The organism is Paenibacillus sp. MABNR03 (genome assembly GCF_050455445.1).
In the GTDB taxonomy this organism is placed as follows: Bacteria; Bacillota; Bacilli; order Paenibacillales; family Paenibacillaceae; genus Paenibacillus; species Paenibacillus xylanilyticus.
Window position 1 is genome coordinate 1,688,441 of the sequence record NZ_JBCIYR010000001.1, and the last position, 13,726, is coordinate 1,702,166.

At 45.2% G+C, this 13,726-nt stretch carries 12 protein-coding genes; 7 read left to right on the forward strand and 5 right to left on the reverse strand.

Annotation, left to right across the window (positions count from 1 at the left end; translation table 11 throughout):
* Positions 1–128: 128 nt before the first annotated feature.
* Positions 129–2,072 carry a glycoside hydrolase family 127 protein gene (locus tag AAIH57_RS07090; RefSeq protein WP_430021083.1) on the reverse strand — a complete coding sequence of 648 codons (1,944 nt, stop codon included), beginning with the start codon at positions 2,070–2,072 and terminating at the stop codon, positions 129–131.
* Positions 2,073–2,189: 117 nt separating this feature from the next.
* On the opposite strand from AAIH57_RS07090, the gene AAIH57_RS07095 reads away from it, so the two are divergent.
* Positions 2,190–3,059 carry a helix-turn-helix transcriptional regulator gene (locus AAIH57_RS07095; RefSeq protein WP_430021084.1) on the forward strand — a complete coding sequence of 290 codons (870 nt, stop codon included), beginning with the start codon at positions 2,190–2,192 and terminating at the stop codon, positions 3,057–3,059.
* Positions 3,060–3,305: 246 nt separating this feature from the next.
* Positions 3,306–3,737, forward strand: a complete 432-nt coding sequence (locus tag AAIH57_RS07100; RefSeq protein ID WP_430021085.1) for a hypothetical protein — start codon at positions 3,306–3,308, stop codon at positions 3,735–3,737.
* Between the two features lie 387 nt (positions 3,738–4,124).
* On the opposite strand, the gene AAIH57_RS07105 is transcribed toward AAIH57_RS07100, so the two are convergent.
* Positions 4,125–5,105 carry an aldo/keto reductase gene (locus AAIH57_RS07105; RefSeq protein WP_430021086.1) on the reverse strand — a complete coding sequence of 327 codons (981 nt, stop codon included), beginning with the start codon at positions 5,103–5,105 and terminating at the stop codon, positions 4,125–4,127.
* Positions 5,106–5,306: 201 nt separating this feature from the next.
* Here AAIH57_RS07105 and AAIH57_RS07110 point away from each other — a divergent pair, with 201 nt between their 5' ends.
* Positions 5,307–6,218: an AraC family transcriptional regulator gene (locus AAIH57_RS07110; RefSeq protein ID WP_175398821.1), complete on the forward strand. Its 912-nt coding sequence runs from the start codon at positions 5,307–5,309 to the stop codon at positions 6,216–6,218.
* A 231-nt stretch (positions 6,219–6,449) separates the two neighbouring features.
* Here AAIH57_RS07110 and AAIH57_RS07115 read toward each other — a convergent pair whose 3' ends face one another.
* Complete coding sequence (locus tag AAIH57_RS07115) at positions 6,450–6,899, reverse strand: DUF1569 domain-containing protein (protein ID WP_430021087.1); 450 nt, start codon at positions 6,897–6,899, stop codon at positions 6,450–6,452.
* Positions 6,900–6,938: 39 nt separating this feature from the next.
* A complete protein-coding gene (locus AAIH57_RS07120) occupies positions 6,939–7,427 on the reverse strand; it encodes an NUDIX hydrolase (protein WP_430021088.1) in 489 nt (162 codons plus the stop codon).
* Between the two features lie 193 nt (positions 7,428–7,620).
* Between AAIH57_RS07120 and AAIH57_RS07125 the strand changes: the two genes are divergently transcribed.
* The 4 genes from AAIH57_RS07125 (at position 7,621) to AAIH57_RS07140 (ending at position 11,915) form a co-directional block, all read left to right on the forward strand.
* A complete protein-coding gene (locus tag AAIH57_RS07125; RefSeq protein WP_430021089.1) occupies positions 7,621–8,022 on the forward strand; it encodes a VOC family protein in 402 nt (133 codons plus the stop codon).
* A gap of 403 nt (positions 8,023–8,425) precedes the next feature.
* The gene (locus AAIH57_RS07130; RefSeq protein WP_175398827.1) at positions 8,426–10,030 is read left to right on the forward strand and encodes an extracellular solute-binding protein; all 1,605 of its coding nucleotides are present in this window, start codon (positions 8,426–8,428) and stop codon (positions 10,028–10,030) included.
* A gap of 88 nt (positions 10,031–10,118) precedes the next feature.
* Complete coding sequence (locus AAIH57_RS07135; protein ID WP_175398828.1) at positions 10,119–11,009, forward strand: ABC transporter permease; 891 nt, start codon at positions 10,119–10,121, stop codon at positions 11,007–11,009.
* A 15-nt stretch (positions 11,010–11,024) separates the two neighbouring features.
* Positions 11,025–11,915 carry a carbohydrate ABC transporter permease gene (locus AAIH57_RS07140; RefSeq protein ID WP_175398829.1) on the forward strand — a complete coding sequence of 297 codons (891 nt, stop codon included), beginning with the start codon at positions 11,025–11,027 and terminating at the stop codon, positions 11,913–11,915.
* A gap of 54 nt (positions 11,916–11,969) precedes the next feature.
* Here AAIH57_RS07140 and AAIH57_RS07145 read toward each other — a convergent pair whose 3' ends face one another.
* Complete coding sequence (locus AAIH57_RS07145) at positions 11,970–13,709, reverse strand: cache domain-containing sensor histidine kinase (RefSeq protein ID WP_430021090.1); 1,740 nt, start codon at positions 13,707–13,709, stop codon at positions 11,970–11,972.
* Positions 13,710–13,726 lie beyond the last annotated feature (17 nt).

A 13,726-nucleotide genomic window follows, 5' to 3' on the forward strand; every position in this document is an offset into this window, starting at 1 on the left:
CAGGGCATGGCGGAAGGCCCCCGGTAGTACACCAGGGACCTCCTGACCTGCCAGTCTCGAAACCACGCGTTATGTTCATTTGCCATGCAATGCCTTGCAATGTTGGGTTCGATTCGATGATTCCCGCCTTAGTTACGCAGCCATACGCTCATTTCACCCGGTTCGCGGTTGCCCCATAAATAATAAGGGATGGCCGTGAAGCGTACCGGATTACGAGTCTTGCGGATCGGCTGGTACGGCTGATCCTCCGGCCATGCGGATCCGTCCGCGACCAACCCGTCACCCTCCACCACAACGCAACCGCCGAGCAGATGTGGGGCTTCCCGCTCCGTCAAATGGGCTGTCTCGGCAATGGATAACGAGGCAAGTGGTGCTCTGTTATCCGCCTCTTCCACGCAATAAACAAGTGGTCCGCGCTGAATGGCTGCCTTGCCGGCATCGGCCCGGATTTGCGGATGAGCTTCAATCAGCTTCGTTTCCAGTGGCAGCAGCCACTCCAATGTATCTCCTTCCGACCAGAGTCGGTTGATATGTGCATAACCGTTATTCACCGTAACCTCCTGCACTACACCATTCACACGCAGAACAGGCTGCCCGCTCTGGAACCAGTTGGGGACCCGCAGCGCGAGCGTAAAGGCAGCGCCATTGGCGCTTCCTGGAGCAAGCGAGACGTTGAAGTCAACTTTGCCGTTCCATGGGAGTTCGGAACGCTGACTCAGCGTGACTTCCCGGCCTTCAGCTGATGTAAACTGCACTGTGCTGCCAATGTACAAATGAACGTGAACCGCGTTCCCTTCCGCAGACACATCATAGATATAATCGTTCAGCGAGCTGAGCAAACGGGCCACGTTCGGCGGGCAGCAGGAACAGCCAAACCACTTCTGGCGGACCGGTTTCACATGATGCTTGTCCGGATTGCGTTTACTGGCCTCCGGCCATACTTCAAGCGGATTGACGTAGAAAAAATGTTTGCCGTCCTTGGACATGCTGCCAAGCACGTTGTTGTACAGCGCTCGTTCCATCACATCGGCATATTCGCTTTTCGCTTCCAGGTGAAGCATCCGGCGTGCCCAGAAGATGAGTCCGATGGATGCACATGTCTCCGCGTACACTGCGTCATTGGGCAGATCATAGTCAAAGGTGAACGCCTCGCCAAGATGCGTTGCTCCGATGCCGCCCGTAATGTACATCTGTTTGCGGGTTGTATTGGCCCACAGCCGTTCACACGCCGCCCTCAAGCTGTCATCATTCGTCAAGCGGGCTAGATCGGCCATGGCCGTATACATGTATACGGCACGTACGGAGTGTCCGACCGCAGCCGTTTGTTCACGCACCGGAAGATGCGATTGGTACATCTCCAGATTGGGTGAACCTTGTGACCAGATGCCCGTTCTGCCGCGCCGTTCCCATTCCTGGGTGAAATAACTCGGGCTGCTGCCACGCTCATCGATGAAATATCGGCTCAGATTTAGGTAACGTTCCTCCCCGGTTGCATGATACAGCTTGACGAGGGCCAGTTCAATCTCCTGGTGCCCGCAATATGCCCGCTTCTGGTTCTCCCCAGTGCCGAAAAGAGTATCGATCAAGTCGGCAAAGCGACATGCAATGTCCATTATCTTATGTTTGCCCGTCGCTTCGGCGTAAGCCACCGCAGCTTCAATCAGATGCCCGGCACAGTATAATTCGTGGGCCTCATACAAGTTGGTCCACTCATTGCCCGGCTCCTTGATCGTGAAATAGGTGTTTATGTACCCATTATCATGCTGAGCCTGACCAATCAGATCGATGGCTCCGTCAGCGATGTTCTCCAATTCGGGATCCGGCTGGTTTCTCAGTGAATAAGCAACCGCTTCCAACCATTTATATAAATCGCTGTCCTGAAACACCCAGCCCCCGAATTCGCCCTGTTCCAATCCGGCAGCGATCCGGAAATTGCGTATGGCATAGCTCGGTTCTGCCCCTGCGATGCGATCGTTCAGCGCTTCCCATTGATAGGGAATGACTGTTTGGCGAACCAATTCGGAATAATCCTCCCAAAATTTGTCCCGGATGTGAACCTGTGTTGTCTGCATCTACCGTACCTCCTATATAAATTGACTCTTTACGAACTCAATTATATGCTTGGTGCTAGGGACTTAATAGCGATGGAATGAACCAATTTCTATAAAATTTAACACAGGCGAAGGGGCGTGAATGTTCTGGTGGAAGACACCTTGATTGAACTTCGGATCCCCCCGCTGCCCTATTATCTGGGATCGGGCCGAACGGAATACAAAATAGGGGATCAACATCCCCACCGCAGCAATATCGGGGCGTATGATTTGCTGATACTGGTTCGTGGCGAGATGCACATTGGGGAGAATGGATCGGCTTGGACGCTAACAGAAGGGGACATGCTGCTCTTGCTGCCTGATGCGGAACATTATCCTCTCCAGCCCTGCGATCAGGATACCGTTTTTTACTGGGTGCACTTCGAACATGCCCCCAGACAGGATGTTTTTCCGGAAGAGAAAACGGAGAACAATCCATCGCTTTATTCAACCAGGCCATTCATTAACCCTTACACCTTGAGATTGCCGAAGTATATGCATTTGCCTGACTCATGGAGGGTGTTTGGCATGGTGGAACAGCTGTTGGCTCAGCCCTCAGCCCTTTCCTTTTGGCAGGAGCAGCATTTGCTTGGCGAATTGCTTGGCTTGCTTGAAGAAGGAAGCTTCGGGCGAACGGATTCCGTGGTTTCCCGACTAGCCGAACGGACTGCGGCATACCTTCAGGCCAACTATCGGGAGAAAATCACCAATGATGCGATTGCGTCTGCCCTCCATTTTCATCCGAATTATATCGTTCGCTGCATGAAAGCGAGGTACGGCTGCACGCCATCGGATTATCTGCAGCAGTACCGGCTGGAGCGGGCCAAACGTTTCCTGGTCACCACCGATTGGTCCATTGACCGGGTCGCCGAGGAAGTGGGTTTTCGTCACTCCCCCTATTTCTCGTCCTGCTTCAAACGCGAATTCGGCCTTTCTCCATTGCAATTTCGCAGGCAATATTTGAAATAAAAAAAAGAGCGAATTCATTCGGCACAGTGGACCGGTTGAATCGTTCTTCTTTTAATGTATGAACGAATTTTAATTCGCATTCTTGTTTGTTGAAGCATGCTTCAGGCGGTTAGCCCTAAATACTATTCAAAGTTTTGCTTTCAATATTTTCAAAGCCCGTACTAACAAGAGATAATTTCCATTCTGCGGACGACATGTTTTGAAAAATGGCATACCATATCTTAAAAACTATTGGAGGTATGCTTTATGGCGAAACTACTGGATGCTCGAACCTCTCAAAACGCGAGTTATGGTAATACCATCTCCATCCCCCTGCCAGCTAATACGCCTGTTGCCATCGCTGAGGTTGGTCTAGATGTAACTGGTGCAGGCGGAAACATCCGTGTACAATTATCGGGGATCGCTGAACTTGCATTCCCTACAACTCCACCATTTGACTCCGTGATTTCATTTTCTGTTGTACGTGGTACTGATTCGCTTGTTGCCTATGCCCTGTATTCGGTCAGTGTTTCTGAAGAAAATCCGAACGCTGTACAAGTCGTCACCATTAATGCATCCGATTTTAATGTCCCATTACCACCATCTAATGAACTGGTTTATACCTTATATCTTTTTTGCACAGCAGATGCGACTCGAATAGGTATTGAGAGCTTTAATGCTGTTGCATACTCGGATTAATTGATCGATTCAAAATAACTAAGCCTCCTCTTTGTTCTATCGCTTGTCCGCTTTTTTTTCATTGTTCACATTTGGAGGCTTATCTTAGATACATTGACATCAATGAAGCAACTCTACCATACTTTATGTGCCTTATTTCAATTCCTCAGATTTATCTTCGTAGAGATTCTTCTCGAATTGTTTATATCGATGTTCAACGTAACTACCCATTCGGGGATTTTCAAGTATACTAGCTACTAAAAAATAAATTCCAATCAAAATCAATACAGATAAGATTAATTCAACAATGTAAGGCATATTTTTTCCCCACTTTATCAAATTTTGGTGGACAAAAGAAGATCACCCTACGAACTTCCATCTCATTCTTCGTAACTGTAGATTCTTCAATTACGCATGTCCAACGATCGAGTGTGGTACGTAAGGCTCCTCCAAGCTCTCAATTTCTTCAGCTGTTAACTTCATATCTAAAGCTCCTATGGCACCTTCTAGATGAGATATTTTTGTGGCTCCAATAATCGGAGATGAGACGGTTTCTTTCTGCAGCAACCAGGCAAGTGCGATATGGATTCGTGGGACACCATGTTTTTCTGCGAGGGCTGCAACTCGTTCGACAATCAATCGATCTGCATCTGCAGTCGCATCATATTTGGATTTCTGGATTTGATCCGTTTCTGAACGAAGCGTTGTTTCCGACCAATCACGTGTTAATCTTCCTGATGCAAGTGGACTATATGGGGTTACTCCAATTCCCTCTTCCTTACACAGTGGTAACATTTCACGCTCTTCTTCACGGTACATCAGATTCAAATGATTCTGCATGGATACAAACTTAGTCCATCCGTTTTTGTCCGCTGCGTACAGTGCCTTTTGGAATTGCCAAGCATACATCGCGGAAGCACCAATGTATCTTGCTTTTCCGGCCTTCACAACATCATGTAACGCTTCCATCGTTTCTTCAATGGGAGTATTGTAATCCCAGCGGTGGATAATATACAGATCTACGTAATCTGTGCCAAGCCTCTTTAGACTTTTATCGATTTCACTCATGATTGCCTTTCTTGAAAGACCGGCACCATTTGGACCTTGGTGCATACGGCCATGTAGCTTGGTAGCAAGCACAATTTCATCACGATTGGCATAATCCTTTAAGGCTCTACCAATAATTTCTTCACTGGTCCCCATCGAATAGACATTAGCGGTGTCAAAAAAATTGATTCCTAGATCAAGGGCTTTTTTAATAATTGGCCGGCTCTTTTCTTCATCAAGTACCCATTGATGTATCCACTTCTTTGGATCACCAAAACCCATGCAACCAAGACAAAACCTGGATACATCCAATCCTGTATGACCTAATTTAACGTATTCCATTTTATTTATTCCTCCCTTTCATGTATTTACATATTTCCCTCTTGAATGGATCATTATAAATTTGATTATGTCATAAATGTTAAGCAAACCCTACCCACATTCATATCAAGTTTGTGCCTAATCCTCTCAAATCACTTACATTGTCCTCAGTAATCAAGTAAAATGAAAACTTGCAAAAGAAAGAGTAAAGGAGAAGCGGACATGCCTGAGTTCACTGCTGAGAAGTTTAGCCAAGAGCACGAACTAAGTAAAGTTATTGAGCATTACATAAATCAGGATGGTGTTCATCCTACACCTATTCCATCCTTATTTCTGATCCGTGAATCCATGATTAGCGAACCCGTAGCTAGAGTTAACGAAACCTCCTTTTGCATTATCATTCAAGGCGAAAAAGAGGTTTGGTTGGGTGAAGAATGCTATAGATACGGGCCTAACGATTACATTGTTGCGTCTGTTGAATTACCCGTGACTGGTCAAGTTATCAAAGCAACACCTGAATCTCCTTATTTGGCACTCAAACTTGAATTTTCACCCAGTGATGTCTTAGAGGTTCTAAATCACGCTGCTCTTCAACCTGGGCCCCAAAAAAATGCAAAACGGGCGATGTTTATAGGACACGTTGAACCACCTTTGCTGGATGCCGTTTACCGATTAGCTTTTTTGCTAAACCATGCAGAACATATTCCAGTACTTGCTCCATTAATTAAGAAAGAAATACTTTACTGGATTCTGCAAGGTCCACATGGGGAAGCACTCGAACAAATGGCGTTAGAAGGCAGCAATTCCGTTCGAATACGAAAAGTAATTGAACATATTATTGAAACGTATAAAGATCCCTTTCGAATTGAGGAGCTGGCTGAAATAGCGAGCATGAGTGCAGCTTCGCTTCATCGGCATTTTAAAGAGGTAACGGCTATGAGTCCGGTTCAGTTTCAAAAACAATTGAGATTACAGGAAGCCAGACGACTGTTAATAACCGAGTCAACCGATGTAGCTAACGCCGCAATCAGCGTGGGCTATGAAAGTCAATCTCAATTCAGCCGGGAATATTCCCGCTTATTTGGTTTATCCCCCAGAGCAGATATTCACCGATTGAGAGAGGGAAAGATTTAAATTTAAATGAGCTTCGAAGATTCGGATGATAACCGTATCGAAACTGAATACTTCCATGCAGTCGGTTATAGCGAAGATTAGGGTTAGAATAACTTGTACCGATTAAACAAAAAGCAAAAAGTCGCTAAATAGCGACTCTCAATGGGCTCATGTTCTTGTATTTCGCAGCAGCAGCTGTCCGAGTACTAGAACTTGATATTGAATAAACGTTACCAGTTAGTTTGACTAAAACTACACGCCAAATTGTTTTAAATGATGGTCCAAGTGCTTGTAAATCCCTTTGCCCCATTCCTCGGAAGTAAGTACTCCGAAAAAAGGATGCCGTTGATTTGCACAAGTCTTAGGACCATTACGTTGTAATGTCATTATATTTTGTTTTAGTTTTTCCTTTTCTACTTCAAACTCCCTCTCGTCCACAATCATTATGGTTGGAATGGTAGACATATTGCGAGGAATTGGTTTGTCGTTATATAAAATGGGTTTTACAAACTTTCCTATGAACATTCCTAACCAACTTCTTGAGGAATGGGATTTTCCCGTTGCTACATCATGGAACGAAGTGCAATGAGCTAGCATTTGAGCAACATCCATACGCCCCCATTGTGGTTGGGAGTCTTGGGCTAATTGATCGATGCGCATTAAAATCCCTTTGGCATGTGATAGATCAAATATAGTATTCACTTGGACAAAGACCTCCTTACAGTTACAGCCCTCGTGCAATTAAACATGCCTTTGAAGTTTGACATTACATTCTGACATTGTCCCAGTGACGTACTCCATATAATTCACATTGCCGTTAAAGTTCAAATAAGCTTCATAACGCAATCGGATGGCGGGTAATGTAATCCAATCCAGAACTTGTTCCTTTGGAACCCACCTACATTCGCTCGTTTCATCAGAAATAGCTAACTCACCACCCACAGCCTTGCAAACGAAGTCAAACATGACCTTCGTAGGAACATCGGTCACACCGTCATACCACTTATGTATCGCTGTATTCGAAACAACACTAATTAAATGGCTAACCGTGGCGTCTATTCCACTTTCTTCTTTGACCTCACGAATCACGCCATCCATCAGATTTTCTCCAACTTCAGTGATGCCACCAGGATACACCCAACCATCGTCATGAGCTTTTACTAATAGGATATTTCCATTTCCATCTTCTACAATTCCACCTGCTGATACAATATGTGTCGGAAACGCCACTACACGACCTCCTCATTCGGTAAAGATGTATATTTATTCCACGTGGTTCCTGAATTATCCTGCTTTCGTGAATGGATATTCGATGCCGTTAGCTAAATGAAGATTGGTATAAGTTTCATTTATATGATTCGCTTCTGCTACCAGAAGTAGTATAGTAGAAGTTGTTGAGAATATATTCCAGGAGGCTGCAGCCATGTCACAGGAAATGTGGATTAACCTGCCGGTCAAGGATGTTGAGAGGTCAACTGCCTTTTTCAATGAGATCGGATTCCATGCGGTGAGCGTTGGTAACGAGAGAGCCAAGCTTGCCATAGGCCAAACAACGATTCTGCTGTTCCCGGATGCGGCGTTTGAGAAATTTACAAGTTCAAAAACGACTGATACTTCCCATAGCGCAGAAGTAATATTTTCAATTGGCGCTGAAAGCAGAGAAGAAGTAGATGCTTTTATTCAAAAAGTAGAGTTTGCCGGAGGAAGCATCTTTGGCAAGCCAAGTGAAATTGACGGCTGGATGTACGGCGCTGGATTTGCCGACCTGGACGGTCACCGCTGGAACCTGCTGTACATGGATGAGAGTCAAATGCCGCCAAGCTGATATGAAAACGCTGGTCACCTGATAAGGGTTACCGGCGTTTTTTTACACCTCCATAAATAGCCACGCCTTTGCTTTGTTCACGAATGCAGCAGTTGTATCCCCCTTCCCCCTCCTTCCCTTATTCATCTTACATTTCTCAAGTGTACTAATATTTACGATTTTCCAAAATGCAAACGTACTTACATTGGAATGAGTTGGTCAGTCCTCATTTGCGATGTAAAAAAAAGATTTGTCAAAAGTCAAATAAGTGCACGATCCTCTCTTATCATCTCTCCTCATTGAAATCGAAAGTAAAAAAACTTACTGCTTCTCGTCAATAACTTTTATATCACGTGTTCCCTTTCTCCTTTACAATATTTTCAAGCAAGTCATTAGTAACTATCGCGAAAAAGGGGGAAGCACTATGAAAAAGAAAACGAAAAACTTAATGTTGTCTTTATGTATGTCGACCTTATTACTCGCAGCCTGTACGAACGGAAGCAGCACCGAGCAAAGTCCGACAAATACGGATTCGGACACCAACGAGGGTGGAACAACAACCATTCACACGGTAACGTCAGAATACACTTCTGCAAAATATCCACAAGGAGACGATATCACAAACAATGTCTGGATTAAGCGATACAAAGAGAAGTTTAATATCGATGTCAAAACAGACTGGGTAAGCGATGAGTACGATACCAAATTAAATTTGGCTATAGCATCGAACGATCTTCCCGACGTGTTCAGGGTTAACCCCTCACAATTGAGGCAGTTGGTGGAAGCGGATATGGTGATGGACCTTACGGAAGTCTTTGAACAGCACGCTTCAGATCGACTCAAAGGTTACATGGAAGCAGATGCGGACAGTTACGAGTCTGGAAAGAAGGAAGGTAAGCTGTACGGGATCCCTCAGATGCACTGGGGATTAATTGAACAACCAGACTTCATCTGGATTCGGAACGATTGGAAAGAAGAACTGGGTCTCCAGGATCCGAAATCCGTGGAAGACATCAAGAACATCGCACTGAAATTCATGGAAAAACACGGCGGTTACGGTATTGCGGTAGATCAAACGCTGGATTATCTGAACCTGCTCGCCATTGCATGGAATGCACATCCGGATATGTGGATCGAGGATAACAGTGGAAAACTGGTTTACGGCTCAGTCCAGCCTGAGATGAAGAATGCGCTAGCTGAATGGTCGGAATGGTACAAGCGAGGCATCATTGATCCGGAATTTGCAATCAAAGATTTTAATGCAATGAACGCTGATATCGTAGCCGGCAAAGTGGGGATGCAGCCTTACTACCAGTGGTGGGGATATAATCCGGGTGTCGATACGATAGCCAATCTGGGTAAGGACGCGATCTTTTATCCGTATATCATCCCTACCGTCGATGGAAAGGAAGCGAAACAATCCATTTTCTTCGCCAACAACAATTATATTGTCATGAAAAAGGGATTCAAGAATCCTCAAGAAGTGATTAAAATTTTGAACGACTATGCTTATATCGTGGATGAAGGCAATGGCAAGGAATCCAAAGAAACGTTATCCGCCCTGCTGGACAACGATATTGCCCATGTTGTGGGAGCGTTCCGTGTACTTAATCCGAATTCCGACTACGAGCAGTTTGAGGCTGTATCCGCAGCCCTTGAATCCAAGGATACCAGTGGACTCACAACTTCGGGAATGTGGCAGAAATATAACAACAGTGTTGAGTTTATGAAGAACGCAACACCGGGAGCAGTCGGTGATTATTTGCAACAAGGGGCTCCAAAGAATGCTTACGGTCTTGCGAAGAAAGTGCTCGACAGCGGGAACTACACAAAGACGGCTCTATGGGGAGTTTCACCTGAAGCATTGTCGAGCTACGGCACAACGCTGGATGATATCCTGACTGAGGGTTTCACCAAAATCATTATGGGTAGCGAAAGTATCGATTATTTCGATGTTGTTGTCCAGAATTGGCGAGCAGCCGGAGGGGATGACGCGACCCAGGCAGTCAATGACGCATACGGAAAATAATAAGACAATTGCCAATAAGGGATGGGATGTTCTCATCTCTTGTTGGTAGCGGTTACAACTTGATCTCGTCAAGAACGGAGGAATATGAATGCTGAGAAAATGGAAGCAGCAGAGTCCCTACCATCTCATGTTGATCCCAAGTCTGGTCCTGGTCTTCATCTTTAGTTACATCCCTTTCTACGGACTTATTATTGCGTTTCAGAAGTACAACCCGGGCCTTGGCTTCAACTCACCATGGGTAGGATGGGATAATTTTACGCATGTGTTTAATCAGCCGAACTTCGTAAGAACGATCTGGAATACACTGTACATGTCTGTCTTTAAGATTATCGGTGGTATTATCGTACCTGTTATTTTCGCATTACTGCTTAATGAAGTGCTGCACAGTGGAATCAAACGCACATTCCAAACTCTGGTATATATTCCGAACTTCCTCTCCTGGGTCATTATGGCCGGCATTATGCTGGATATCCTTAGCTCCGACGGCATTATCAACACATTTTTAGGCGTATTCGGGATTGCACCTATCTCCTTTCTTGGGACACCTTCCATTTTCCCATGGACGATGATCGTGAGTGACATCTGGAAAGGCTTCGGATTTGGCACGGTTGTTTACCTGGCAGCCCTGACCAGCATCGATCCTGGACTTTACGAGGCCGCTGTGATCGACGGAGCCAAACGGTGGAAGCAGACCATCTACATTACTTTGCCCCTCCTTATGCCTACGATTGTTTTAATGACCGTATTGTCGCTTGGGAACGTACTTAATGCAGGCTTCGATCAAATTTACAACCTCTACTCCCCTGTTGTGTATCAGACCGGTGACATTATCGACACCTATGTATACCGTCTGGGTATTCAGCAGGCACAATATTCGATTGGTACTGCCGTCGGATTATTCAAATCCATCATTTCCAGTATTCTGGTTGCCGTATCGTACATCCTGGCCTACAGGGTAGCCGGCTATCGTATCTTCTAAGGAGGAACTATCATTATGATCCATGATAAAAGTATGGGCAGGCGTTTGTTTCATATCATGAATTACACGATATTGCTTCTTATCTCTCTTCTCTGTATCCTCCCGTTTATCAACCTGTTGGCGGTTTCGTTCAGCAGCAGCTCGGCAGTATCTGCGGGAAGTGTCACGTTCTGGCCCGTCGAATTCACGACGAAGGCATATGAATTTGCATTAACTGGAGGGTCATTCTTTTCCTCGCTCTGGGTCGCCATCCAACGGACCGTTCTCGGAACGTTGGTCAATCTCGTTTTAATCGTGCTCACAGCTTATCCACTTTCCAAATCCAAACAAAAATTGATGGGCCGTAATATCTATATGGGATTTTTCATCGTGACCATGTTATTTAGCGGAGGATTAATTCCAACCTACCTCGTGGTTGTCAAAATGGGACTAATAGATTCGATTTGGTCCCTGATCCTGCCCGGAGCTCTACCGGTATTTAGCATGATCATTCTCATGAATTTCATTAGAGGGTTGCCAGAGGAAATTGAAGAATCAGCCATCATCGACGGTGCCGGGCCTGTACAGGTACTGCTTCGCATACTGCTCCCTCTCCTCAAGCCAGCTCTCGCTACAGTCGGCTTGTTCAGTATTGTCGGCCATTGGAATTCATGGTTCGATGGCATTATTTATATGAACAATCCAGCCAATTATCCATTACAAAGCTATCTGCAGACCCTTCTGCAGAGCTTTGAGCAAATCATGCTGAAATCAGGATCCGATTATACCCAACTTCTATCCATGATGAATGCCAGAACCGGACGCGCCGCCCAAATGTTCCTGGGTGCCATTCCGATTCTGCTCGTTTACCCGTTCTTACAGAAATATTTCACCAAGGGTTTGGTGCTAGGCAGCGTTAAAGGATAAATCATAAAAGGGCTTGCAGTTCATACTGTAAGCCCTTTTGTTTATATCTAAACTTCATTTTTGAATGGCAGGTAGCAGAATGGAGAAAATGGTACCTTCATCTATTTTACTCGCGACTTGTATTCCATAGGGTTTACCAAAATGAAGTTGAATCCGCCGCTGCACGTTATGCAATCCAATCCCATTCGTTCCTGTACTGGCACCGGACTTTTCTTCCATCAAGTTCTGCATCGTAAGATGATCCATTCCGACGCCATTGTCGCAGACTTCGATTACAACTTCATCCAGCTGTGATTGAATCCGAATGGTGATGATCCCATCTTCTTCGAGTTCGGCCAGACCATGAAAAATCGCGTTCTCCACAAGGGGCTGCAGGATCATTTTGGGCATACGATAATCCATCAGTCGCTCCTCAATCTCATATCTCATCTGAATACAATCATAGTACCTGACATTCTGGATCGTGACGTAATTCGTTATATTATCAATCTCCTCACGAATCGTTACGAGCGTCCCATCTGATCTTGTCGCATACCGGAGCATCGAGATAAGTGCATCTGTCATGTCCACGATTTTGTCAGCCTGCTGCATGGACGCAATCCATTTTACCGACCCTAGTGTGTTATACAGGAAATGAGGCTTGATCTGGTCATGAAGGGCACGCATCTCAGCTTTGGCTTTCTCTATTTCCTCCTGCTGCATCCGCTCAACCAAGAGCTTCAATTCATGCGACATCTTGTTGAATCGAATCGATAAATGTCCAATCTCGTCCCGAGAGCGAATATGTTCGACTTGTTCAAACTGCCCCTTCTCGACCAGCGCAATATTACGCAGGAGTTTCTTAATGGGGGTTGTAATGACATGAGATAGAAATATGGATATTACTGCAGCAAAAAGAAACATGACAATGGCCAATGTTATCAGATTACGGCCCAATATTTTGCCATCAGCAGTCAGCTCATCCAAGGGCATGTATAAGTAAGTTGTCCATTTTTGCTGACTAAGCGGACTGGTTACCACAACATTCAATGATTCGGGTGGGCGAACGTTATCCCGGAACAGTGTACCGATCAATCGTTCGTCCACATTATATACAATCTTGTCATTCTCATCTACGATCATGAACCTGGAACGCAGCCCTTCCTGCAGGTTACGATTAACAATCTCGATGAATTTGATATCAATGCTGACAACGATCACGCCAAGCAGTTTCCCGCTAGCCACATCATGAATTTTTCGAGCGTGCGAGACTGCCAAAATTTTATTCTTTAATTGCTCATCCATCCGGGTGGTCAGAGTGATGGTTCGATCCTTATCATGCATGAACTTTTTAAACCACAATTCATTAGCCACTTTGTAGTTAGGGTCAATGGGTTGGTTAGGACTCACGAACAGATCTTGTCCCCCGTTTAAGTTATAGAGGTAAATGGAGAATACGCGATCCTTCATCATGATATAATTCATCAGAATATTGTATGCGGCAACCTCATGCTGCTGATCCCCATCTCTCAGAAAATCCTGGATCGGAAAGCTTCCTTCATGGGTCGCAGATAGATTATTGCTCAGTCCGTTGCTGGCCAGCAGCGTGATTTTCTCAATTTCTTTTAGAAACTCATCAATCCGAATATTCGTTTGCTTGGCCAGGTCGCTGAGCAGCTTCGTGTAATTCTGGGCCAATAACCGTTCAGAGGAGTAATACGAATTAATCGTCATCACAAATACCGGCAGGATAATGACCGTTATACATATCACCATGATTTTATTTTGGATTCGAAAGAGTTGGGTACGCCTCATCTATTGCACCTCTTATT

Coding starts and splice junctions, on each gene's coding strand:
- AAIH57_RS07100 (WP_430021085.1), top strand. CDS start 3,306: ATGGCGAAACTACTGGATGCTCGAACCTCTCAAAACGCGAGTTATGGT.
- AAIH57_RS07130 (WP_175398827.1), top strand. CDS start 8,426: ATGAAAAAGAAAACGAAAAACTTAATGTTGTCTTTATGTATGTCGACC.
- AAIH57_RS07125 (WP_430021089.1), top strand. CDS start 7,621: ATGTCACAGGAAATGTGGATTAACCTGCCGGTCAAGGATGTTGAGAGG.
- AAIH57_RS07135 (WP_175398828.1), top strand. CDS start 10,119: ATGCTGAGAAAATGGAAGCAGCAGAGTCCCTACCATCTCATGTTGATC.
- AAIH57_RS07105 (WP_430021086.1), bottom strand. CDS start 5,105: ATGGAATACGTTAAATTAGGTCATACAGGATTGGATGTATCCAGGTTT.
- AAIH57_RS07140 (WP_175398829.1), top strand. CDS start 11,025: ATGATCCATGATAAAAGTATGGGCAGGCGTTTGTTTCATATCATGAAT.
- AAIH57_RS07145 (WP_430021090.1), bottom strand. CDS start 13,709: ATGAGGCGTACCCAACTCTTTCGAATCCAAAATAAAATCATGGTGATA.
- AAIH57_RS07110 (WP_175398821.1), top strand. CDS start 5,307: ATGCCTGAGTTCACTGCTGAGAAGTTTAGCCAAGAGCACGAACTAAGT.
- AAIH57_RS07090 (WP_430021083.1), bottom strand. CDS start 2,072: ATGCAGACAACACAGGTTCACATCCGGGACAAATTTTGGGAGGATTAT.